Here is a 22,335-nt window from a genome sequence, read left to right as displayed (position 1 = left end):
CCCCATCCCCGTCCACCTCATCTGGCGCCCCCACGACGCCCACCCCGCCACTCACACCGCCATCGCCCTCGCCGCCCATCTCTACCGCGGGCACGGCGCGAGGCCGCGCCCGCGCCCGCCAGGAAGGGACGGATGAACACCACCGGAGACCTTTGGCACCACTACGGCCGGGTCCGCGCCACCACCGACCGGACCGTCCCGAAGACCTTTCGCTGGACCTGGAACCAGGACGGTGGACCCGGCCCGGAAGTCCTCGGCCCCCTGACCGGCCGGTGCGTCGGCGAGCTCGGCGCCGGGACGGCCCGGCACGCCGCACACCTGGCCGTCCATCACCGACCCGCCCGGGTCGTCGCGGTCGACGCCTCACCGGCGCAGTACGCCATGGCCACCGGCCTGTACGGCCATCTCGCGCCGCGCCTGTGCACCGTGTTGTCCGACGCCGTGGCCCACCTGCACGCGATGACCCACACCTACGACGTGCTCTACAGCGTCTTCGGCGCGGTCGACTTCACCGAGCCCCGGAAGCTCCTGCCGGCCGCGGCCGCCGCGCTGCGGCCCGGCGGGCGGCTGGTGTTCTCCACCCGTGCCCACTACCCGAGCGGCGAGCACGCCCGGGACGACGTCGTGCCCGCCGACATCCCGGCAAGGACACCGGAAGGGGGAGCGGCCACGATGCGCCGCTGGGTGCTCAAGGAGCACGTGTGGACGAGGGCCCTCGAAGAGGCCGGGTTCACCGAGATCACCATCATCACGCCGGCCGCCGCCGGTCGAGGGCCGCGTACGGCCGAAACGCTGCTGGCGTCTGCCGTCCGCCGGCCGCGGCCCCCGAATTCCGGCCGCCGGTAAGGGGCGAGCGGGATTCGGTACGGGCTCGGATCGGCGCATCCCACGCCCCCGTCGGTCACGGGGGCGTGGGATGCGGCCGGCGCCCCGGTGGTCACACGGACGGGACCTCTCGTTCCGCCGGCCCGGCCGCGCTCGGTGCGGGTACCGGCGTCGGCCGGTGCGCCTCGGCGCCCGGGCGGACGTTCCACAGCGCGACGGTCGACAGCGAGAAGAACAGCAGGTTGCCGATGCTCAGCTGCGCCCCCTGGATCGCGGTCCCCACGGGACCGGGCGCCAGCGTGGTGACGAGGGCCCCGACGGGCACGCAGACCAGTGGGTTCACGGCACACATCCACCGGGGGAAGGCGGTCGTGCACCAGAGCACACACACGGCCATCCAGACGGAGCCCAGCACCCAGCAGGCCAGCAGCACCGCGTACGGGAGGAACAGCACGCCCGCCAAGTCGCCCGGCAGCGCGTCCAGTTCGGCGGACCGGGCGCCGGAGGCGTCGATCACCTTGGCCGCCTGGCCCCAGTAGAAGAAGGAGCCATGAGCGAAGGGGGCGAGGGCGAAACCCGTGATCAGCAGCAGGAAGGGCGGCAGCGAGAGCAACCGGCGCGCCGGGCGGAGCCCCTGGTACAGATGCCAGCACGCGACCAGATAGAGCGGACCGGTCAGCACGCCGAGCAGCGCTCCCCACGCCAGCCGGGTGGTGGAAGCCGACAGCATGGCCGCCAGCGAGGCACCGGCCATACCGTCATAGCCATTCAGCAGGGGATGGTCGCCGGGCGATGCCACGGGCTTGCCCAGGAGCAGGATGTCCCCGACGAGCCAGGCGATCGACGCCACAACGCCCGCGATCCCGGCGAGCCGTATCTGTCCTGTTCTGTTTGCATGCGTCCACACGACGACAGCCCCTCACGCAGTGATCATGGTCAGGTTAGCCTAACCTAAGGTGAATGGGGCGGTGTTGGTGTGCCAGGTGCGGCGCCGGTCCGCACGCACCCCGTGGGCGCCGACCGGAGGCGGCCGCTCCTTCTCCGGAACTCCGCTCGGCGCGAGCACTCCAACACACTAAGAGGGCCCGTCGAGTACCTGGAGGAGGGAGAGGAAAGCCCTGGGGCGGCCGGGCTGTGAGGTTTCGGAGACCGGCCGCAGATACCATCGGGCCTTCGGAGCCCGCTCGTGGTTGTGTTCGCCGGCGGCAGTGGTGATGTCGTCCTCGAACACCTCGGTGAAGGCATAGCCGTTGGCCGCATTGCCCAGGACGGGACAGTGCTCCACGGCGAGGCGCAGGCATGTGCGGTGTATCGCGGAGGATGTGATCACCGGCGACCCCTCCTCGGGCCTCTCCAGCGCTACCCAGGCGGTCGTGTCGAGGTCGTTTCCACAGACCTGACAGCCCCACAGACGGCGGCACAGTTCTGCTTTGACCCGTTCGACCTCCCTGAAGAGCGGCCCACTCATGCCCATGGGGGTGACCCAGGGAAAGGGAAGCCCGGCCACCACAGGGCGCGGCAGTCCCGCCGGGTTCGGGAACTCGGCCCCCCTGTAGCTCGGCGGGTGGACGTAGACGACGTCCTTCATGCGCTGGCCGTCGTCCCGGTCGCGCAGGTGGACGACCCTCTGCTCGGGGCGGGCTTCAGCGGGCAACGGTGCCCTCCTGCAGCCGGTCGATCATGCGCTCGGTCGTCGCGAGTGGGGACTCCGCCGATGAGGTCCCTGCCGCAGCGACGCCCGGCTGGTCGTTCCAGCTGTCGTGCCCGGCGAAGGGGATGGTCTCGTCCGGCATGTACCGGGGCGGCTTCCGGTAGGTGTTCACGCCGTCGACGGGCTTCCCTCGGACCAGCACCGGGTCCAGGTACAGTCCCCGGCTCCCGATGAGGGTCGATGTCGAGATGTAGCCGATGTCCAGCCCGCAGCGCCGCTTGGGCGACGTGTTCGCCTCTGAGCAGTGCAGCAGGTGTGGGTGGTGGATCGAAACGTCGCCGGGGTTCAACTCGATTTCGACGATGCCCTGTTCCGCGGCCCACCGGGTCACCAGCTCGGTGTCGGCCTCCGAGAAGAGCATGTTGGGCTTGTCCGTGCGCGGGTTCGGTGGGTACAGCGGCAACTTGTGGCTGCCGGGGATCATGCGCAGACAGCCGTTCTCCGTGCTGCTCTCGTCGATGGCAAGCCAGACCGTCAGCGCCTGCATCGGTGCCAGTTTCCAGTAGGCGCCGTCCTGGTGCCACAGCACCGGCTGGCCGTCGTACGGCGGCTTGCAGATGTAGTGCGCGGTGAAGCAGGCGAGGCTTGGGCCGAGGAAGCGCTCGCCGATGTCCACCAGGCGCGAGTCCGACACCAGGCGGACCCAGAAGGCGTCGTTACGGATCAGCGGGTGGTGAAAGTGCTCCGGGCGCAATTCCGGGTACTTGGCCGTCAGCCACTCGACGTGGCTGCGCGCCTCTTGCAGGAGGCCCTCGGGGACAACGTTGCGGATGATCGCGAAGCCGCGCTCCTCGTACTCGGCAGCGGCCTGTTCCAATGGGGTCATTCGTGTCTCCGTATGAACCGTTCGTCGTTTCTCTGCGGTGGGTGATCGCTGGTGCACGGGGGCTACACCTCCCACTCGGCCGGGAGCGTGCGGTGGCGGCTCAGGGGGGAGAACAGCAGCAGGACGAGGGGCAGGGCCATCACCAGCCCACCGACCCACAGAGCCGTGCCGGTGGACCAGTAGCCGGCGACCAGGCCGCCGACGAGCGCCCCGATGGGCGTGGCTCCCTGGATGACCACGCTGTACGCCGCCGTCACACGGCCCATGTAGGCGTCGGGGGTCACCCGCGCGCGGAGCCCGGCGGTGGACACGGCCCTGCCGACGATGGCGATGCCGATGAGGACCTCCGCCACCGCGATGAGAGGAACCGCGGCCGGGCGGAACACTCCGGCGAGTGGGGCCGCCAGCACGGCGAACGGGGCCAGGCCGGAGAAGACCAGCGTCATGCGGATCTCGCCGAAGCGCCGGCGCAGTCGTGGTGCCAGCAGGGAGGTGGCGAAACCGGCCACAGCCCCGAGGGTGGACAGCAGCCCGTACAGCCAGGTGGCCACCCCGATCTCCTTCAGGAGGAATATCGGCAGCATCGACAGGAGGATGCCCGCGCCGACGTTGTTGAGAGCGGCCTGGTTGAGCAGCAGCCGCAACAAGGGCTGCCGGAACAGGACACGTATCCCGTCCGTGATCTCCCGCCCGAACTTCTGCTCGGCCTTGGCCGGGCCCCGGGCGATGTCGCCCTGTGGCTGGATCCGCCGCAGCAGCAGGAGCGACACGAGGTGACCGATCGCGGCGAAGCAGTACAGGAGTGGGGCGGCCACGCCCTGCGTCACCACGCCGGCGATGCTGGGAGAGACGGCCTGGATGGCGGTCTCGGAACTCTGAAGGCGGGCGTTGCCGTCGGCCACCCGCCGCCGGGGGAGCACGTAGGGCAGCACACTGCTGTGCGCCACGTCGAAGAAGACGCCCGCCAGGCTCACCACCAGGGCCACCGCGACGAGTTGGGGCACGGCGAGCACGCCCAGGAAGTAGGCGATCGGCACGCTGGCGAACGCGACCGCGTACACGATGTCGGCACAGATCAGCACGGGCTTCTTACGCATGCGGTCGATCCACACCCCGGCCGGCAGCCCGATGGTGAGAAACCCGGCCCTGCTGCATACGAAGATCAAGCTCATCGTCAGCGGCTGTGCGTGCAGCAGGAGCAGGGCGGTGACCGGCAGGGCGAAGGAGGCCACCTCGACGGCTGCGTACCGGAATCCGTTCGCTGCCCACAGCCGTCTGAAATCAGGGACCTTGAGGACTTCGACGGCGTCGTCGATGGCCTCGTCGGTGGCGACACGGGGCGATGAGGGGAGCGACATGGACACGGCCCTTCTTCAATGGACGATCGTCAGCCCGGGGCTGTCGCCGAGGGCCGGCTGGGCGGCGAGCCCGGTGAGCGCCTTCCGGTCTGCCTTGCCGTTGGAGTTCCTCGGCAGCGCTCCCGTGACCATGACGATCCGTTGCGGGATCATGTAGTGCGGCAGCCGGTCCCGCAGCAGGTGGGGCAGTGCCTTGACGTCGTCGATGCCGTCCGCGCTCACGAAGGCGGTGAGCACGGTGGAGAAGAGGGCATCCGGTGTGGCCACGACCACACATTCGTGTACGCCGTCGAGGGTGTGCAGATGCCGTTCGATTTCGCCCAGTTCCACCCGGAAGCCGCGTGATTTGACCTGGGCGTCCTGGCGGCCGAGGAATTCGAGCTCGCCCGCCGCGTTCTCCCGGGCCGTGTCCCCGGTGGCGTACCACTGATGGCCGTCCGAGGTTCGCACGAAGGCTCGCGCTGTCTGCTCCGGGTCCAGGTAGCCCTCCATCAGCATGCTGCCGCGGACCAGCAACTGCCCCGTGCCGCCGGGCCGCACCGGTTCCAGGTTCTCGTCCACCAGGAGAATCTCTGCGCCGGGCAGTACCCGGCCGATGGGAACAACCGCGTCGAGAGGCTGCGGCCCCCGGATCTCCTGGAAGGTGCAGACGTTGCTCTCCGTCGGTCCGTACACGTTGAGCAGCCGCATCTCCGGTACGGCCGCGAGCAGGGTGTTCACGTCAGCCGGCGGCAGCACCTCGCCGCCCACCACGGCGGCGCGCAGCGATCCGAGCTGCGGCAGCAGGCCTGTGCCCCGGCGGGCCAGCCAGACGAGGGTCGAGGTCACGGCATACCAGACCGTGCCGCCCACCTGACGGCAGAAGTCGATGTAGGCGGCGGGGAAGGGCGCTGCCGAGGCGGGCATCAGTGCGACGGCGGCACCCACCCGCGCGGCGCCGAACAGGTGCAGCGTGGTGGGGTCGAAGTGCAGGGGCGCCGAGTTGATGACGACGTCCTGCGCGGTGAGCCGCAGCTCGTCGACGGACCAGTCGACGAAGGCGGAGGCGCTCGCATGCGTGTGTACCACTCCCTTGGGGTGGCCGGTGCTGCCGGAGGTGTGGAACACATAGGCGAGATCCGGCAGTGGTGCGCGTGGGGCGGTCGGCGGGATCGCGTACCACAGGGGTGCGTCCGCCGGGGATCCCGTGGGCAGCGTCTGCCAGGCGAGGTCCGGAGCCACCGTGTGCCACTGGTCGCGGGCCGGGGTGTCCGTCACGATGACACGGGGCCGGCTGCGGTCGGCGATGAGCCGGGCGCGGGCAATCGGGCCGTCCGGATCGACGGGCACATACCCTGCTCCGGAGCGGAGGATGCCGTGCACGGCTGACACCGCCAGACAGGACTTCGCGCCGTGCCAGGCGACGCATTCTCCTGGCCGGACGCCCGCATCACGCAGCGCCAGGGCGATGCGGTCGGCCATGCCGTCCAGCCGGGCGTAGCTGAGCGTGCCGGTACCGTCGATGACGGCGGTGCGGCCGCCGTGACGGGCAGCGGTCGTACGCAGGTCGTCCACCAACGAACGGCTGGAAGTCATGAGTGCCCCTTGGACTTCAAAAACGCCCGGATGGCGAGTGGGGTCTCGAAATGAGCCGGGAGGATCTCCGAGTCGCGTACGGCGACGGAGAATTCCTTCTCCAGCAGCGCCACCAGGTTCAACAGCGACAGGGAGTCGATGATGCGGTGGGCGATCAGCTGGGTGTCCTCGTTCACTTCGGCTCCCGGCGCCACCTCCCGGACCGCTGCCAGCACGGTCCGCAGCACGGAGTCTTCAGCCATCACAAACCCAGTCCTTCCGCGATGATCTTCATCTGCATGTCCGAGGTCCCGGAGTAGTACCTGCTGGCCACCGCGTCGGCCAGCAGGGCGGCCACCCCCGTCTCCGGCAGCAGAGCGTAACCGCCGTATACGTCCGGAAGCTCCTGGCAGAAACGGTTGAACTCAGTACTGACGTGAAGTTTCGTCAGTGAGGAGCGGCCGTGGTCAAGGGTGCCCGCGTCAGCGCGGCGGGCTGTGGCGTGGAGTAGCTCGCGTGCGCTGGTCAGACTCACGTGCATGCGGACCAGACGCCGGCGGATGGTGTCGTAGGAGGCCAGGGGATGACCGAACTGGCTGCGAGACCGGGCGTGTTCCACGGCCTGGCGCAGTGCTCGGGCCATCAGCCCGAGCGTCGGGGCGAGGATGAACGCCCGCTCGTGGCGCATGGCATGCATGAGGACGGCGAATCCGCCGCCGGGGCTACCGAGCAGATCGGTGTCGTCGAGCACACAGTCGTCGAGGTGCAGGGATCCCAGGTCCGCGCCCGCCAGCCCGGTCTTGTCGATGACCGTGCCGATGTGGAGCCCGGCGGTGTCCCGGGGAGCGAGGAACGCGGTGAGCCCGGAAAGGGCGCTGCCCTCGGCGGTGCGGGCGAGGATGAGGAAGATGTCGGCCGTCGGCCCGTTGGTGACGAAGGTCTTGGCGCCGTTCAGCCGCCAGCGTCCCTCGCCCTCGCGGTCGGCGCGGGTGCGCAGGGCCAGCAGGTCGGAGCCGGAGTCGTACTCGGTGGCCGCGAAAGCGCCGACTGCGGTGCCGGCGAGGAGCGGGGTCAGATACCGGTCCTGCTGGGCCCTGTTGCCGAATTCGAGCAGAGGTTCCTGGCAGGCCCACAGCTGCGCGGCCATCGCGAAGGGCGAGCCGCTCAGCCCGCTCTCCTCGGCGAACGCCTCCAGCGCCAGGCACGCGGCTTCGTATCCGGCGCCGCTGCCGCCCGCGGACTCGGGGACAGCCAGAGACAACAGCCCCTGCGCTGCCGCCGTGCGCCAGAGCCCGTCGTCGTTCCGGCACTTGGCCGCCCAGGACCGCAGCCCGACCAGCCAGGCAGTGAACTCCTCCTGGGGGGACACACGGTGCGTCACCGCAGCTCACCTCCGTCCCTGACCGGCCACCGGAACACTTGGTGGGACTTGGACAGTCCGAACGCGTCGAAGGCGGAAGGGCGTTGGCCGAGCGGTGTCAGCGCCAGCAGCTCCCGGCCGGTACCCACGCCGAGGCTTGTCGCGAGCCAGTTGAAGATCTCCTCGGCGATGCCGGTGCCCCGGATGTTCGGCCGGAGTCCGATTTCGTGGAGGATCAGCCGGCTCCTTCCCCCGGGCCGCAACCGGCCGAGCGTGGTGAGGGCGAAGGCCGCGACGACCTGGCCTTCCGACTCGGCGATGTAGTGCGTGGTGCCGGGTGCGGTGGCGCGGTCCACTAACCGGAGAGCGAACTCCTCCACGTCACCGCCCCCGTGGATCTCACGGATGGCCCCGGCGTCCGCCGCCGTTGCCTCACGGATGGTCCGCCGTCGTACCGGGCTAGCCACCGGCCACCGCCGACATGATCAGCACGGTGGCCCGGGGCGCGACAACGACGTCCAGTGAGCCGAGGTCGCGGATATTGTCCTCACCGAGGTAGACACTCACGAAGGGCAGGAAGCTGCCGGAGCTGTCCGCCATGCGCTGTCGCAGCGCAGGATGGCGCTCGTAGACCCTGCCGATGACCTCGCGGAACGTGCCCGCGGGTACCCGGAACCTGGTCTCACCGCCGGCGAACCGGGCGAGGGGTGCCGACAGGACGACCTCGGCCTGGGACACCGCGTCCTCCATCCTGTACCGCTCGTCGATGCTCACCGCCACGGTGTCGCGGTGTGCCTGATGGCTCTCCCAGCCGTGGACGGCCTGCTGGAGCTGGAAGTCGTAGTCGGAGTCCTGGACGAAGCCGTGGCCACGGCCGTCGCGGAGCATGACGGCCCGGGCGCTCGGGTGGCCGCCCAGTCCGGCCATGATGGGCCGCAGGTGCTGGAGCGCGAAGTAGGAGTCCTTCTCCGACACCAGGGCGTGGAGGTAGCGTCCGGCGTCCGGCGCGGCCCAGTCGGCGATGATGTCGGTCGTCTTCTGTGGAGCGGCCATGCCGGGCAGACCGGTGAAGGGCTCGGCCTCGCGCTCCCACTGGGGCAGAATCGTCGGGTCGTCGTGCGGGGAGATGACGAACGCGAGGTCGTCGCCGCCCGCCCGCATGCAGTGCTTGAGCGCCGCATAGCCACCCGACGACAGGCCGTGCCACACGGTTCCGCGCAGGCCGTGGCGTTCCAGCAAGGTGGCGCGAAGGTCGTACATCCGTGGCGCGAACTGCTCCTCGCCCAGCAGGAACCAGCCGCAGCACGAGGCCTGGGTGTACATGTGGATGGGGTCGGAGAAGGACAGACATACGGACCGCTCCGCCTGCTTCCACTGCTTGCGTGCGAAGACCGGTGGCACATGCCTCTCGATGCGGCTGAACCCGTGGAAGAGGATGTGCAGGTAGGGACTCTCGACAACGTCGGGGACGGTCACCTCGTACTCAAGGACGTATCCGTCCGGGTGCCGAAACCGGTCCCGCTGAATCTTCACTGGAAACCTCGCAATGGCTGGGTCTGTGCGTCACAGGCACTGGTTGTCAGGCGGAGAGGGTGCGTCCCTCGGTGAAGGACAGGCCGGGACAGACGACCCGAACGACGCCGAACGGTTCGTCCGGATCGGACAGCCGGACCACCAGAGGGGCATGGCCGGTTACGTCTGTGATCCGCCGCGTCACGTCGGCCAGTTCTTCCCGCAGGTCGTGGTGAGCTGCTCCGTGGCCGCGCAGTGCTTCGTCGAAGGCTTCCCCGTCCGGGCCGTCGGGGAAGCGGGGCGCCGGGCTCCCGTCCCGCGAGGCGTCCTGGTCCGAGGGGATGTCGTCACGGGTGGAGCTGATCTCGGTCAGTCTGCTCTGCACCGCCTCGGTCAGGGCCCGGGACGCGGCGACCACGGGGTCCAGGTGGCTGCCCGAGCCCGCGCAGACGATGGGGAACAGAGGTGACCACACGAATGCGGCGAACGTCGGTACGGAGAACCGGTTCGGGATGCAGGAGAGACGGAAGTCCACTCCGGCGTCGGTGAGCTGGTTGAGCAGCGTCCGCAGGTGCATGTCCTGGATCGTGTCCGGGGCGATTGCCGGCCACCGAGGGGCAACGCCGGACGGGCGGGCGGCCATGACATCGCGTTCGACCGCCTCGTACAGGGCGTGCAGGCAGGCCTCGGTGAACGTGTTGCCGGAGGCGAGCCCGGTACTGCTGGACTCGAAGAGGCGCGGTCGCCAGAAGTGCGGTCCGCTGTAGGAGAGCCGGACCAGATCGAGGGGCACCGGTACGGTCCGGCCGTCCAGCAACGACCGGGCCTGGACCCACGACAGCTGCAGTTGGCCGGTCCACCCGTCCGTCACCCGAAGGTTCAGGTCGGTGAGGGCGTACGGCAGGCGCAGCTGTGCGGGTGTGGCGGTGAAGGTGTCGAGAGGAGGCCGCTCCGCGTGCCACAGCTCGATGGACTCCATGACGGCGGAGATCCTGGCGAGCAGCGGGGTGGCTCCCTTGCCCTGGGACACAGCCAGGGTCTCCGACTCGGGCCGTACGGCGAGGAAGACGGGGATGCCGATGTTGTCCAGGCGGGTGACGTCGGCGACTCGGGTGATGCCATAACGGCGCAGGCGGGGCGCGATCCGCTTCCAGGTGGTCTCGGGGGCGACCGCGCGATGCGTGCCGGGCAGTTCGACCTTATGCACGTACCTCGCCTCCGGCGGGCAGTCGTGCCGTGTGGGAGCTCAGGTAGCCGACGGCGAAAGGGCGCAGAGCGACTGCCGCGTGGTGCACGGACGGAAGGCCCCGTCGGGTGCACTCCATGTTCAGTTCGGCGTCCGGGCCCACGTTCCAGATCAGGCGGAGCAGCCGTTCGCAGACGGCGCCGGACATCTGGGCGAGGCTGCGTTCCGGGTGCGTGTCCAGGTGGTGTCGGGTGCGCTCCAGCCAGCCGGTGACCCGGGCCCGGTCCTCGGCCGATTCCCGCCGCAGCAGCAGGTCCGCCTCGACGGGGTCCGCCAAGTCGGGCAGCGGGCACAGCAGGGCCGTGATGCGGCTGCGCAAGGCCGGTTCGTCGTGCCATCGGGCGGCCGTGGGGCCGAGCTGCCGCAGGACGTGCTCACGGAGGCCCCCGGGGGAGCCGACGCCTGCCGCATCCGCTCGGCGGTGCAGGAAGTCCCACCAGACATCGGGGAAGTCCGCGGCGAAGATCTGCTGGTAGGCGACCCGGTGCCGCAGCAAGGGATCGGCGGGCGCGAAATGGTTGCGCCAGCGCCGGTGGTACTCGGTGCGCCAGTCCCGGTCGCTCGTCGCGGACGAGGCCGGTGCCACCCATGCCCGTGCCGGACCTGCTGGTCGGTCGCCTGCCACTGCGGGAAGCCGCGTGCCGGGCGGGCGGTGGCCGAGGCGCTCGGCCAGCGCCAGGGCCTCAAGCGTGTCCGCCCGCTTCTGGTCGAAGGAGTCCGGACCGGCGCCGAGTCGGCCGGCGTACCAGTCCGCGAAGGCCCTCTCACCGTGCTCCCGCGCCGCTGCAAGGATCCGTTCCTGAGTGCGTAGCGGGTAGTACTCCCTCTCCATCTGCTCCATCAGGATCTGGCCGGCCTGCTGCGTGAGGACGCCCGCCTCCTGGGCGGCCAGAATCGCGGCGTGCACGTTCACCAGGGGCACGTTGAGTCCGGTGAACGAACCAGTCTCGCCGTGGGCCACGCTGACGGCGTCGTCCCCGTCGAACACGCCGTCGCGGAACCAGCCGTAGACCCGGCCGACGCCGATCATGCCGAACTGGTCGAGCTCGGTGGCGCGCAGGGCTCCGATGCTGGCCGCACCGATGACTGCCACCCCGCGTGCCAGGGCGTCCAGGATCTCCTTGTGCCGAAGTGCCAGGCGCTGGTGGTAGATCCCGTCCACGATGACGACGACGTCTCCGGCGGAGAACGCACGCGGGAAGAGGCCGCCATGCCGGATCGGGCCATGCACCACGATGTTCGGGTGGCGCCGTCTCACCAGAGGTTCGGGGCACGACGGCCCGACGAACACATGTACCGCCATGCCCCTCCCCTCTCAACAACGGCGTGCCGGCGGTCGAACCGGATCGGACGGATCGGTCAGCGCGCACCGCCGGAGGCTCGCTGGGTCAGTTGCGCACTTCGCTGTCGGTGATGATCAGCGGGGTCTCTGCGAACAGGACCTCGAAGTCCTCGCCCGCGATCTCCTCGACCTCGCTGATGGTCTCGGAAGTGACGTCAGCCATGTCTTTCTCCCATTCATTTAAATGAGGAAACTCTCGGCGCCCCAGTGGCGTCAAATGGACGCTACAGCGGCCTCCCGCCGAGTGTCCAGGGGGTAAATTTGGGCTACTCGTTCCGGCTGCTTTCGGCCGCTATGGCATTTTAGTTTCGAGCAGTGAGAAACTTTGACATTGCTTTGCCTGTTTGCGCTGCACTTTGATGTCAAGTTTGCACATTCGATAGATGAAGATGCAGGTCAGAAGGATACCAAGGAATAGTCCGAACGCTGAGCATTGGTTGAATCTGACCGTTTGCTGTCTCGAAAGCGCCGTTGACTGTGCGGGAGCTGGCGTACAAGATCGAACGCGGTGGGTGATCCACTGAATTGCTCGCGCAATAACTCGCGCAATAACCGGAGGTGCGAGTGGATTTTCGGTTCACGCCCATGGGGCTGATTGTCGCTGCGCTTCTTTTTCATCAGGTCAACCGGCTTTGGGAATACGGTTTCGCGGGGACAGGGCAGCACTACGCGCCGGTCTTCGGTATCCGGCTGCCCCGCCGGACTGCGGCGGCAGGGCAGCTGGCCGCTCTGCCGGCGGCCCTGATCGTCTCGCTGACGATCCCGTCACTCGCCGGCCGTACGGCCGTGGTCCTGCTGATCGCTTTCTGGATGCTCGCCACCCAGGTCCGGCTCTCGGATCACTGCTGGCTCGGGGCCGTGGTCGCGGCGGCCCTGGCGTTCGCTCCGCGCCCCCTCCACGCCGTGGTCGCTGAGGCCGTGCTTGCGGGCGTGTACCTGACGGCAGCCCTGCTGAAGACCAACGGTGAGTATCTGTTCACCAAGCGCAGCGCCGGTCGGGTCGTCACCGCCCACTACCTGCGCCTGCTCGGTCTGCCGGACTTGCCGCGGCTCGTGAGTGCCGTGCCGGCCCTGGTGATCGTCGTCGAGCTGCTGACCGGTGCGCTCGCCTGTATCCCCGGCGCGGAACGGTGGGCCCTGGGACTCGCGATCCTGATGCACCTGGCCTTCGGCGTGTCGGGCAACTACCCCTTCTCGGTGGTGGCCCTGGCCCTATGGGTGACGGTGTTCTCGTCCGACGGCCGGATCGCGCCGGCCGGCTCCGCGTGGGCCCTGTGGGCGACAGCGCTCCTCGTGGGCCTGCTGTCCATGGCCGCGGGCAGGACCGCCAAGGGACGCCGGTCTGCCAGCTGGCTGATGAAGGACCTCTTCCAGGGGATGGTGTACGGCGCCCTGTGCGCGACGGCGTTCCTGTCGGCGCCCGGTCCCGACCGTTCCGCGCCTTGGGCGCCTCTCGCCTGCGGCCTCGTCGCGCTCGCCTTTGCCATGAACTTCCTCCTGGTCGTCGCCGGGATCAAGCTTGAGTGGAGCTTCGCCATGTTCACCGGTCTGCGCCCCTTCGGCCGCTCCTGGCTGGAACGGCACCGGCTGCGCGAGTGGCCGCGCTACTACGCGCTCAGCCTGCCGGCCCGCATCCCGAAGTCCCTGCTGCATGAAGTCGATCCGACGTTCGTCTACCTGGCCACACGGGACGAGAACGTGGTGCACGAAGGGGTCGCCTATCGCCTGGAGGCTGCCGCGCGGCAGCATGACGTCACCTTCGCGCCACGGCTCATGGCGATTGCTGCTGGGGGCCGCGACCTGGTTCCTGCGCAATTGCAGCAGCCGCCGCCTCGCCGCCGTTTCCTCAACTACCCGGCCGTGGTGCCGAGGAGCCTCGACCGCCGGTACCTCGCCTGAGCACGAGCGGCAGGCGGTGAAGTCCGGGACGACGCCTGCCCGAACCCGTAGCCCGTCGCAGCCCTCGACTGCCCGCACTGGATGATCTCCGCATCGGACTGGTAGGAGAAAGAATGCCGCAGGTCACAGACTTCATCGCGCCGCCCCGCCCCCGCGCAGCGGCCCGCCCGCCCGTGCTCCCGGCTGAAGGCGCGCCCCGCCGTACACAGGGGCGGATTCACGCGCCAAATGCGTCATGCGAGGACTTCCCGGCACTCAACGACGTGATCGCCGGGGCTCCGGAGGAGAAGCTGCTTGGTGCATCCGGCCGGCGGGAGCGCTCCTGCGGTGTGTCGGTCGGCGACAGCCGGGAGTGCCGGACTCGGGAGGGCCGGGTGTCGACGGCACGCCGGCTTGTGCGTCCGGCCGCAGAAACGACGACGCGGCGAGAGCGTACCTGGCCCACCCCGGCTCTCTCTCAGATCCTCGGCTGAAGGAGGGGGCGTGGAGACAGGAGATGCGTTCGGCTCGGCGGTCTCGCGGGCATGGCGGGAGGGGGGTGCCCCGGGTACGGCTTGGGAGGTGATCGAGCGCGACGACGGCTTGCTGACGGTCAACGACGTGGCCCGGTACTTTGCGCCGTATTCCGCATGGGGGCCACTGGAGCGAGACATCTGTCAGAGGGCCGCAGGCCGGGTCCTCGACGTCGGCTGTGGGCCCGGCCGGCATGCCGAATGGCTGCACGGGCAAGGCCGGGATGTGCTGGGCATCGACAACTCCCCGGGTGCGGTCCGCGTGGCACGCGCCCGGGGAGTCGATGCCCTGGAGTTGTCAGTGGATGCCGTTGACCGAAGCCTGGGCCTGTTCGACACAGTTCTGCTGGGTGGCCAGAACATCGGTCTCCTTTCCGGTCCCGAGCAAGGACCGGAGGTACTCTCCCGTCTGGCCTCCGTGGCCCGCCCCGGCGGGAGGCTGTTCGGTGTCGGGATGGATCCCTACGCACTGCGTGACCCGCTCCACGCCATCTACCGGGAGCGGAACCTGGAGCGCGGCCGCATGCCTGGTCAGCAGCGCTTTCGTATCCGCGACGGGATCACGGCGACTCCTTGGTTCGACTACCTCTTCGCCAGCCCGGCGGAGCTTGAGGAGATTGCCGCCGGCACGCCGTGGCGACTGCGGGACATCGCCGTCGTCGGAGTGCAGTACATGGCGGACTTCGTACGGGACTAAGGGCTGTCTCGCACATGCGTGCGGCGGCGCGGGGCCCGGCACGCACGCTCCCTGCGTTGCCGAACCGCCCAAGTGGCACCGCCACGCAGACGCTCCGGCGCCTTGCGATCGCACCGCGCCGCGGGAGGGGCCGGATGCCTTGGGCGGGGTTGAGGTCGGGTGCGTAGGGCGGCCGGTAGTCGGTGGTCGGCCAGTCCCGGCCTTCGGGGAACTCCCTCAGGCCGGCGGCTCTGTGGACGTCGAGGTAGTCCCAGAGCAGAACGATCGGGCCGCCGGGCTGCTGGTGAGCTGCGATCAGCAGGTCCCGGTGGCTTCCTGCCGGAAGCCGGCGGCAAGGGGCGCGGCACGATCGACGCTCTGCTCGGGGGCGGGGCAGCAGTGTCTGATGTTGCGGGCAGGCATCCGGTCGGCTCGCAGCGTCAGCATGTACGGGGCGGCGCCGAGGAAGTACCGCTTGTCCAGTTCCTCCAGGTAGCCGGTATCGACCAGCCCATTGACGAACCCCTGGATCGAGCTCTTCGGGTCGTCCAGCTTCGTAGCGATCTCCGTGAGGGTGTAACCGCCCGGGTGCGAGGCGACGAGCTCCAGGATCCGAGTGATCCGCTCTACGGTGCGGTGTGGACGCGCGGGATCGACGTCCTCCCTGCGGTTCGACTCGCAGGCCAAGGCGCTCGGTGAATGGTTCCGCTCCCGCCGCGTCCGCGTCCCGGTGTCGCTGCTCGACTGAGCGGTACCGGCAGGCGAGTCACCTTCCCCCGGGGGATTGTGAGCCGACCGTCCTCGGTGCCCCGGCTGCCCCACCGGCCCGCGCGGGGCGCAGCAAGATCCAGCCGATCAGTGGCCACTTGGAAAGAGCTCAGTGGGAGGCGGCGCCGAAGGACGGTTTGCATGTGCTTCGGCACGCCTGCGCCTCGATCGTGCCGGAAGCCGGAGAGTCCGTCGTCACCCTGGCCGGGTGGCTCGGGCGTTCCTCACCCGCGATCACCCTCGGTTACTATGCTCACTTCATGCCGGAGGCTGGCGGCAAGGGACGCGGCACTGTCGACGGACTGCCCGGGGAGCGGGAAGACCGGCATGCCGATCGGGACTCCCCGGACTCTCCCCGGCGACGTCGACCCGTGGCTCCGTTCCTGTGCCCCGAGGAAACCCTCCGTTAATTGCAAGGCTGAAGAGATGGGTGGCCCGGGAAAGTGTTGAAAGAGGTTGTAGCAACTCGCTATGTCACGCCTCTGCGTGAGGGCGGCTCGCTCCCCGGCATCGTCGAGGCCGACGATCTCGGCACCTACGTCATGAAATTCACCGGCGCCGGACAGGGACGCAAGACGCTGGTCGCGGAGGTCATCTGCGGGCGGCTCGGCCGCCGGCTCGGGCTGCGGGTCCCCGACCTCGTACAGATCCAGCTCGACCCGGTCATCGGGCTCGCCGAGCCCGACCAGGAGGTGCAGGAGCTCCTGAAGGCCAGCGGCGGGCTCAACCTCGGGATGGACTTCCTGCCCGGATCGATCGGCTTCGACTCGCTCGCCTACCAGGTGGACCCGCGGGAGGCCGGCCGGGTCGTCTGGTTCGACGCGCTGATCAACAACGTCGACCGGTCCTGGCGCAATCCGAACATGCTGGTCTGGCACGGCGACCTGTGGCTCATCGACCACGGTGCCACCATGATCTGGCAGCACAACTGGCCCGGCGCCCAGGCGTCCGCCGCCAAGCCGTACAACGCCTCCGACCACGCGCTCGCACCGTTCGCACCCGACATCGCCGCGGCCGCCGCCGAGCTGGCCCCGCTGGTCACCGAGGAACTGCTCACCGAGGTCGCCGCCGACGTCCCGGACGAGTGGCTGGTGGACGAGCCGGGCTTCGACACCACCGACGAGCTGCGCCGCGCCTATGTGGAGGCGCTGCTGCCGCGCGCCGCGACCATCCACGAGCGGATCACGATGGAGGGCCCCACCGAGCCCAGGCCGTCCCAGGCCCCCGGCTGGCTCACCGAACACCTCGCACCCTGGCCGCACCCCACCAAGAAGAACCAGAAGGACGGCCGACGGTGAGCGAGCGCGATGTCTTCGAGTACGCGCTGCTGCGCGTGGTGCCGCGGGTGCAGCGCGGCGAGTTCTTCAACGCGGGCGTGGTCGTCTACTGCCGTGCGCGGGGTTTCGTGGCCGCCCGCACCCATCTCGACGAGACCAAGCTGATGGCCCTGGACCCCACCGCCGACGTGACGGGTGTACGGGCCGCCCTGCATGCCGTCGAGGGTGTGTGCCTCGGCGGCGCGGACGCGGGCCAGGCGGCCCGTGACGACGCCGGACGACGCTTCCGGTGGCTGATCGCGCCGCGCTCCACCGTCGTCCAGCCGAGCCCCGTGCACAGCGGCCTCACGACCGACCCGGCGGCCGAGGTCGAGCGGCTGCTCGAACTGCTGGTGCGCTGATCCGCCGCCCCGCGCCGCCGCCCGCGGCCATGGTCCGGGCGGCGCCGCCGGGTGTGACATGCGCCCCGGCGGCCGTGGGCCGTTGACACCGGGTGCCAGGGCTTCTAGCGTCTCGTCTGCTGAAGGTACTAAGCGGTTGCTCAGCTATCGGGAAGGTTCCGCGCACACGAGGTTCCGTGCCGGAGGTGCCCCGACGTCCGCTGAGCGGCGATCCAAGGGCGAGGAGAACCAAGCATGTCCACCACCGAGCAGCGCGTCGCCATCGTGACCGGAGCGGCGCGGGGCATTGGCGCCGCCACCGCGGTACGCCTGGCGGCCGAGGGCCGGGCCGTCGCCGTACTCGACCTCGACGAGGCGGCCTGCAAGGACACCGTCGAGAAGATCACCGCCGCCGGTGGCACCGCCCTCGCGGTCGGCTGCGACGTGTCGGACAGCGCCCAGGTGGAAGCCGCGGTCGCGCGCGTCGCCGCCGAGCTCGGCGCCCCGACGATCCTCGTCAACAACGCGGGCGTGCTCCGCGACAACCTGCTCTTCAAGATGACCGAGTCCGACTGGGACACCGTGATGAACGTGCACCTCAAGGGTGCGTTCCTGATGGCCAAGGCCGTTCAGAAGCACATGGTGGACGCCAAGTTCGGCCGGATCGTCTCGCTCTCCTCCTCCTCGGCGCTCGGCAACCGGGGCCAGGCCAACTACGCCGCCGTCAAGGCCGGTCTCCAGGGCTTCACCAAGACCCTCGCCAAGGAGCTCGGCAAGTTCGGCATCACGGCCAACGCCGTGGCTCCCGGCTTCATCGTCACCGAGATGACCGCGCAGACGGCGGCCCGGGTCGGCATGGGCTTCGAGGAGTTCCAGGCCGCCGCCGCCACGCAGATCCCGGTACAGCGTGTCGGGCACCCCGAGGACATCGCCAACGCCATCGCCTTCTTCACCGGCGACGACGCGGGCTTCGTCTCCGGACAGGTCATGTACGTCGCCGGCGGACCGCTCAACTGACCCGAAGGGCTACGGACATCATGACTGTGCAGGACAGCGGGAAGGTCGCCCTCATCACGGGCGGGAGCCGGGGCATCGGCTACGGCATCGCCGAGGCGCTGGTGGCCCGCGGCGACCGGGTCTGCATCACCGGACGCGGCGAGGACGCCCTGAAGGAGGCCGTCGAGCGGCTGGGGGCCGACCGGGCGATCGCCGTGGCGGGCAAGGCGCACGACGAGGAGCACCGGGTGGTGGCCGTCGAGCGCACCATGGAGGCGTTCGGCCGGGTCGACTTCCTGATCAACAACGCCGGCACGAATCCGGTCTTCGGGCCGATCGCGGAGCTCGACCTCAATGTCGCCCGCAAGGTCTTCGAGACCAATGTGATCTCGGCGCTCGGCTTCGCTCAGCAGACCTGGAAGGCATGGCAGAAGGAGAACGGCGGGGCGATCGTCAACATCGCCTCGGTCGCCGGGATCTCCGCCTCTCCCTTCATCGGCGCGTACGGCATCAGCAAGGCGGCGATGGTCAACCTGACCATTCAGCTGGCGCACGAGTTCGCGCCCGTCGTCAGGGTCAACACGATCGCTCCCGCGGTCGTGAAGACCAAGTTCGCCCAGGCGCTGTACGAGGGCCGTGAGGAGGAGGCGGCGGCCGCCTACCCGCTGGGCCGGCTGGGGATGCCGGAGGACATCGGCGGCGCCGCCGCGTTCCTCACGTCCAGCCAGTCCGACTGGATCACGGGACAGACTCTGGTGGTCGACGGAGGAATTTTCCTGAATGCGGGCGTGGGCTGAGAACGGCCTGAGCGGATTTGGCCCTGATTGACTCAAGTGCCCTGTCGGGCCTGTGGATTGACCCGACGGGGCACTGCGGTATGGTCTGCCGACCCATGGCTGATCGAGGAGCGTTCACGTGTTCTACCGGGCCAGTCTGCAGGCCGCTGCAGCCCTTGCTTCCCTTTCTCTGCTGGCAGGCTGCGGACTTCTTTCCGACAGCGGTTCGGAAGTCGAGCAGAAGATTGTCGTCGGTACGACCAGCGAGCCCTCCACCCTCGATCCGGCGGCGGCGTGGGACAACTCCTGGGAGCTGATGCGGAATGTCTTCCAGACCCTGGTGAGTTTCCCCACCGGCAGTACGAGCCCCGAGCCCGATGCCGCGGAATGGTGCAAATTCACCGACACCACCAGCACCTCCTACCGGTGCAAGCTCCGCGCGGGTCTGAAATTCTCCAATGGGGACAAGATCGACGCCGAGGCGGTGAAGTACTCCATCGACCGGATCTCGGAGATCAACGTCAAGGGCGGCCCGGTCGGCATGCTCGGCTCGCTCGACCGGGTCGAGACCAAGGGGGACGACATAGTCGTCTTCCACCTCACCAAGCCGGACGCGACGTTCCCCTTCATCCTCGCCACGCCGGCCATGTCGTTGGTGGCTCCCAGTGACTATTCGAAGCACAAGGTGCGCGGCGACGGAAAGATCACCGGATCCGGTCCGTACCTCCTTGATTCGTACAAGCCCGGAAACCGGGCGGAACTGGTGAAGAACCCCGACTACAAGGGATTCGCCAACCGCAAGAACGAGGCGGTGACGATCCGCTACTTCAAGGATTCGCGCACCGTGGTCGGGGCCCTGAAGAAGAACACCATCGACGCGATCTACCGCGGCCTCACCGCCGAGGACGTCGTCGACCTGGAGAACAACCGGGACCAGGACAGCCATCTCCAGATCGTCGAGTCGGTCGGCGCGGACATCCGCTTCCTGGTCTTCAACCCGGAGGACCCGGCGGCCGGGAACGTGGCCGTACGACGGGCCATCGCCCAGCTCGTCGACCGTGACGCCCTGGTGGCGAAGGTCTACCAGGGCACGGCGGAGCCGCTGTACTCGATGGTCCCCAAGGGCATCGCGGGACACACCACCAGCTTCTTCGACAGCTACGGCGATCCGGATAGGGCCAAGGCCAAGCGGATCCTGACCCGGGCAGGCATCACCAAGCCCGTCGACATGACGTTCTGGTTCACGACCGACCGGTACGGCTCCTCCACGGCCCTTGAGTTCGACGAGCTGAAGCGGCAGCTGGAGGGCTCCGGGCTGTTCCGCATCACGCTGAAGAGCAAGCCCTGGAAGGAGTTCCAGGAAGGCTTCAACAAGGGCCAGTACCCGGTCTTCGGCCGCGGCTGGTTCCCGGACTTCCCGGACCCGGACAACTTCATCGCCCCGTTCGTCGGCAAGAACAGCGTCACGGGCATGCCGTACATCAAGAACGAGATCACCCAGGAGCTGCTGCCGCAGACCCGCAAGGAGAGCGACCGGGGTGCCGTCAGCAAGCAGTTCGAGCGGGCCCAGAAGATCCTGGTCGACGACGTGCGGATGCTGCCGCTGTGGCAGGGCAAGCTGTACGTCGCCTCCGGCGAGGACATCGGCGGCGGGGAGCGGGCCCTGGACCCGCAGGTCGTCATGCAGATGTGGGAGTTCTACCGCAAGGCCAGCTGGTAGCCGGGAAGCGGACCGGCAGGGCGCGTTGTCAGTGGTCCCCGGTAGGTTCTCGGTTGAAAAGCTGATTGCTTACCGGAGGTTGTTGAAGTGACCGACACCGACCTGCTGCCCGAGTCCTGGCGCGGCGTCCTCGGCGAAGAGCTGCAGAAGCCGTACTTCAAGGAGCTCGCCGAGTTCGTCGAGGAGGAGCGGGCCAAGGGGCCGGTCTATCCGCCGCGCGACCAGGTGTTCGCCGCGCTGGAGGCCACGCCCTACGACCGGGTGAAGGTCCTCGTCCTCGGCCAGGACCCGTACCACGGCGAGGGGCAGGGCCACGGGCTGTGCTTCTCCGTGCGGCCGGGTGTGAAGACGCCGCCGTCCCTGCGGAACATCTACAAGGAGATGAAGGAGGAGCTCGGCCTGCCGGTCCCCGACAACGGCTACCTGATGCCGTGGGCCGAACAGGGCGTGCTCCTGCTGAACGCCGTGCTGACGGTCCGCTCGGGCGAGGCCAACTCGCACAAGGGCAAGGGCTGGGAGAAGTTCACCGACGCCGTGATCCGCGCGGTCGCGTCGCGCCCCGACCCGGCGGTCTTCGTGCTCTGGGGCAACTACGCCCAGAAGAAGCTCCCGCTGATCGACGAGGAGCGTCATGTGGTCGTGAAGGGGGCGCACCCCTCGCCGCTCTCGGCCAAGAAGTTCTTCGGCTCCCGTCCGTTCACGCAGATCAACGAGGCCGTGGCGGCACAGGGCCACGACGCCATCGACTGGCGCATCCCCGACCTGGGCTGAGTCAGCGGCTCCCGGCCCCGGCCGGTGGCGGGCGTCCGGAGGGAAGCATCGGGGCGCCCGCCCGAGCCTCAGCGGGATCGGGGGCGGCTGCGGCTAGCGTCGACGGGGAACGGGGGGACGGGCACGCAGGGAGGTCGCAGTGACGGAGCAGCGGGAGGCGTCCAAGGACGCCGTCATGACCAGGATCGGCCAGGCGATCATGCTGCTGCACGCGGGTGACCGCGAGGAGGCCCGCAATCGTTTCGGCGAGCTCTGGTCGGAGATCGGCGAGGACGGCGACGCCCTGCACCGATGCACCCTCGCCCACTACATGGCCGACGCCCAGGACGACCCCGGTGATGAACTGGCCTGGGACCTGAGGGCGTTGACCGCAGCCGTCGGGCTGAGTGACGAGCGCGCGGCGCAGCACCCCGACGCGCCGGCGGTGCGGGCCTTCTACCCCTCGCTCCATCTCAACCTCGCGGCGGACTATGTGAAGCTGTGGCGCCCCGACGCGGCCCGGATCCACCTGGACCGGGCGCGCGCCGCTTCCGGGGTGCTCGCCGACGACGGGTCGGACGACGGGTACGGGGGAGGGGTGCGCGCGGCGATCGAGCGGCTGGAGCTGCGGCTGCGCGAGCTGTGAGGGTGGCCCGTGCACGGTGGACGGGCCACTGCTCGCTTCTCCCGTCCGGGCTCAGTGGCCGAAGGTGTCGTCGCAGATCCGGGACTGCGGGCTGCCCGCGGGCCAGTGCCCGTACCCCCTCCCCAGCGCGCAGATGTCACTCCCGGCGGCCGGGGCGGGCAGGGCCGGCGCCGGTACGGCCGCGGCGGGAGGGGCAGGCGG

General features: G+C 69.3%; 22 protein-coding genes. 10 read left to right on the top strand and 12 right to left on the bottom strand.

Annotated elements, in window-relative coordinates; translation table 11 throughout:
* Positions 1-132 precede the first annotated feature (132 nt).
* Entirely contained in the window at positions 133-846 is a 714-nt protein-coding gene (locus AADR41_RS33370; RefSeq protein ID WP_342285504.1) for a class I SAM-dependent methyltransferase, read from the top strand.
* A 91-nt stretch (positions 847-937) separates the two neighbouring features.
* Here the strand turns inward: AADR41_RS33370 and AADR41_RS33365 are convergent, their stop codons facing one another.
* From AADR41_RS33365 to AADR41_RS33315, 11 genes are all read right to left on the bottom strand, one after another.
* Complete coding sequence (locus AADR41_RS33365; protein ID WP_342285502.1) at positions 938-1,732, bottom strand: DUF6796 family protein; 795 nt, start codon at positions 1,730-1,732, stop codon at positions 938-940.
* Positions 1,733-1,900: 168 nt separating this feature from the next.
* Entirely contained in the window at positions 1,901-2,479 is a 579-nt protein-coding gene (locus AADR41_RS33360) for a hypothetical protein (protein ID WP_342285501.1), read from the bottom strand.
* Positions 2,469-3,362, bottom strand: coding sequence for a phytanoyl-CoA dioxygenase family protein (locus tag AADR41_RS33355; RefSeq protein ID WP_342285499.1), 894 nt, complete (start codon positions 3,360-3,362; stop codon positions 2,469-2,471). The genes AADR41_RS33360 and AADR41_RS33355 overlap by 11 nt, the downstream gene beginning before the upstream one ends.
* Positions 3,363-3,424: 62 nt before the next feature.
* Entirely contained in the window at positions 3,425-4,720 is a 1,296-nt protein-coding gene (locus AADR41_RS33350; protein WP_342285497.1) for an MFS transporter, read from the bottom strand.
* A 15-nt stretch (positions 4,721-4,735) separates the two neighbouring features.
* Positions 4,736-6,295: an amino acid adenylation domain-containing protein gene (locus AADR41_RS33345; protein WP_342285495.1), complete on the bottom strand. Its 1,560-nt coding sequence runs from the start codon at positions 6,293-6,295 to the stop codon at positions 4,736-4,738.
* Complete coding sequence (locus AADR41_RS33340) at positions 6,292-6,537, bottom strand: phosphopantetheine-binding protein (RefSeq protein WP_342285494.1); 246 nt, start codon at positions 6,535-6,537, stop codon at positions 6,292-6,294. The genes AADR41_RS33345 and AADR41_RS33340 overlap by 4 nt, the downstream gene beginning before the upstream one ends.
* Positions 6,537-7,655 (bottom strand): acyl-CoA dehydrogenase family protein, encoded by a 1,119-nt coding sequence (locus tag AADR41_RS33335; RefSeq protein WP_342285492.1) that lies wholly within the window; start codon positions 7,653-7,655, stop codon positions 6,537-6,539. Before AADR41_RS33335 ends, AADR41_RS33340 begins: the two co-directional genes overlap by 1 nt.
* Positions 7,652-7,990, bottom strand: a complete 339-nt coding sequence (locus AADR41_RS33330) for a hypothetical protein (RefSeq protein WP_342285490.1) — start codon at positions 7,988-7,990, stop codon at positions 7,652-7,654. The genes AADR41_RS33335 and AADR41_RS33330 overlap by 4 nt, the downstream gene beginning before the upstream one ends.
* 103 nt (positions 7,991-8,093) lie before the next feature.
* On the bottom strand, positions 8,094-9,167 hold the full coding sequence (locus AADR41_RS33325) for a hypothetical protein (RefSeq protein ID WP_342285488.1): 1,074 nt from the start codon (positions 9,165-9,167) through the stop codon (positions 8,094-8,096).
* A gap of 46 nt (positions 9,168-9,213) precedes the next feature.
* Positions 9,214-10,353 (bottom strand): YcaO-like family protein, encoded by a 1,140-nt coding sequence (locus AADR41_RS33320; RefSeq protein WP_342285486.1) that lies wholly within the window; start codon positions 10,351-10,353, stop codon positions 9,214-9,216.
* The gene (locus AADR41_RS33315) at positions 10,346-11,695 is read right to left on the bottom strand and encodes a TfuA-like protein (protein WP_342285485.1); all 1,350 of its coding nucleotides are present in this window, start codon (positions 11,693-11,695) and stop codon (positions 10,346-10,348) included. Before AADR41_RS33315 ends, AADR41_RS33320 begins: the two co-directional genes overlap by 8 nt.
* A 624-nt stretch (positions 11,696-12,319) precedes the next feature.
* On the opposite strand from AADR41_RS33315, the gene AADR41_RS33310 reads away from it, so the two are divergent.
* Both AADR41_RS33310 and AADR41_RS33305 read left to right on the top strand, forming a co-directional pair.
* Complete coding sequence (locus AADR41_RS33310) at positions 12,320-13,633, top strand: hypothetical protein (RefSeq protein WP_342285483.1); 1,314 nt, start codon at positions 12,320-12,322, stop codon at positions 13,631-13,633.
* 561 nt (positions 13,634-14,194) lie between these two features.
* On the top strand, positions 14,195-14,842 hold the full coding sequence (locus AADR41_RS33305; RefSeq protein WP_342285482.1) for a class I SAM-dependent methyltransferase: 648 nt from the start codon (positions 14,195-14,197) through the stop codon (positions 14,840-14,842).
* 294 nt (positions 14,843-15,136) lie between these two features.
* On the opposite strand, the gene AADR41_RS33300 is transcribed toward AADR41_RS33305, so the two are convergent.
* The gene (locus AADR41_RS33300) at positions 15,137-15,508 is read right to left on the bottom strand and encodes a helix-turn-helix domain-containing protein (RefSeq protein WP_342285481.1); all 372 of its coding nucleotides are present in this window, start codon (positions 15,506-15,508) and stop codon (positions 15,137-15,139) included.
* Positions 15,509-16,032: 524 nt separating this feature from the next.
* Here AADR41_RS33300 and AADR41_RS33290 point away from each other — a divergent pair.
* The 7 genes from AADR41_RS33290 to AADR41_RS33260 all read left to right on the top strand — a co-directional run bounded on the left by AADR41_RS33290 (position 16,033) and on the right by AADR41_RS33260 (position 22,134).
* Positions 16,033-16,887 carry a HipA family kinase gene (locus AADR41_RS33290; protein WP_342285480.1) on the top strand — a complete coding sequence of 285 codons (855 nt, stop codon included), beginning with the start codon at positions 16,033-16,035 and terminating at the stop codon, positions 16,885-16,887.
* On the top strand, positions 16,884-17,267 hold the full coding sequence (locus AADR41_RS33285) for a DUF3037 domain-containing protein (RefSeq protein ID WP_342285479.1): 384 nt from the start codon (positions 16,884-16,886) through the stop codon (positions 17,265-17,267). Before AADR41_RS33290 ends, AADR41_RS33285 begins: the two co-directional genes overlap by 4 nt.
* A gap of 234 nt (positions 17,268-17,501) precedes the next feature.
* Complete coding sequence (gene fabG, locus AADR41_RS33280; RefSeq protein ID WP_342285477.1) at positions 17,502-18,263, top strand: 3-oxoacyl-ACP reductase FabG; 762 nt, start codon at positions 17,502-17,504, stop codon at positions 18,261-18,263.
* A 20-nt stretch (positions 18,264-18,283) separates the two neighbouring features.
* Positions 18,284-19,039, top strand: coding sequence for an SDR family oxidoreductase (locus AADR41_RS33275; protein ID WP_342285475.1), 756 nt, complete (start codon positions 18,284-18,286; stop codon positions 19,037-19,039).
* A gap of 118 nt (positions 19,040-19,157) precedes the next feature.
* Complete coding sequence (locus tag AADR41_RS33270) at positions 19,158-20,738, top strand: ABC transporter substrate-binding protein (RefSeq protein ID WP_342285473.1); 1,581 nt, start codon at positions 19,158-19,160, stop codon at positions 20,736-20,738.
* A gap of 87 nt (positions 20,739-20,825) precedes the next feature.
* Entirely contained in the window at positions 20,826-21,509 is a 684-nt protein-coding gene (ung, locus tag AADR41_RS33265; RefSeq protein ID WP_342285471.1) for a uracil-DNA glycosylase, read from the top strand.
* 139 nt (positions 21,510-21,648) lie between these two features.
* Complete coding sequence (locus tag AADR41_RS33260; RefSeq protein ID WP_342285470.1) at positions 21,649-22,134, top strand: hypothetical protein; 486 nt, start codon at positions 21,649-21,651, stop codon at positions 22,132-22,134.
* Positions 22,135-22,335: the final 201 nt, after the last annotated feature.

The sequence above is a fragment of the Streptomyces sp. CLV115 genome (genome assembly GCF_038448545.1).
Lineage (GTDB): Bacteria > Actinomycetota > Actinomycetes > Streptomycetales > Streptomycetaceae > Streptomyces > Streptomyces sanglieri.
Note: the sequence above shows the minus strand (reverse complement) of the source record. Positions and strands in the feature narration are given on the sequence as shown.

Excerpts from the sequence above, each read along its gene's own strand:
- AADR41_RS33315 (WP_342285485.1), bottom strand. The coding sequence starts at position 11,695 with ATGGCGGTACATGTGTTCGTCGGGCCGTCGTGCCCCGAACCTCTGGTG.
- AADR41_RS33345 (WP_342285495.1), bottom strand. The coding sequence starts at position 6,295 with ATGACTTCCAGCCGTTCGTTGGTGGACGACCTGCGTACGACCGCTGCC.
- fabG (WP_342285477.1), top strand. The coding sequence starts at position 17,502 with ATGTCCACCACCGAGCAGCGCGTCGCCATCGTGACCGGAGCGGCGCGG.
- AADR41_RS33340 (WP_342285494.1), bottom strand. The coding sequence starts at position 6,537 with ATGGCTGAAGACTCCGTGCTGCGGACCGTGCTGGCAGCGGTCCGGGAG.
- AADR41_RS33310 (WP_342285483.1), top strand. The coding sequence starts at position 12,320 with ATGGGGCTGATTGTCGCTGCGCTTCTTTTTCATCAGGTCAACCGGCTT.
- AADR41_RS33350 (WP_342285497.1), bottom strand. The coding sequence starts at position 4,720 with ATGTCGCTCCCCTCATCGCCCCGTGTCGCCACCGACGAGGCCATCGAC.
- AADR41_RS33355 (WP_342285499.1), bottom strand. The coding sequence starts at position 3,362 with ATGACCCCATTGGAACAGGCCGCTGCCGAGTACGAGGAGCGCGGCTTC.
- AADR41_RS33370 (WP_342285504.1), top strand. The coding sequence starts at position 133 with ATGAACACCACCGGAGACCTTTGGCACCACTACGGCCGGGTCCGCGCC.
- AADR41_RS33275 (WP_342285475.1), top strand. The coding sequence starts at position 18,284 with ATGACTGTGCAGGACAGCGGGAAGGTCGCCCTCATCACGGGCGGGAGC.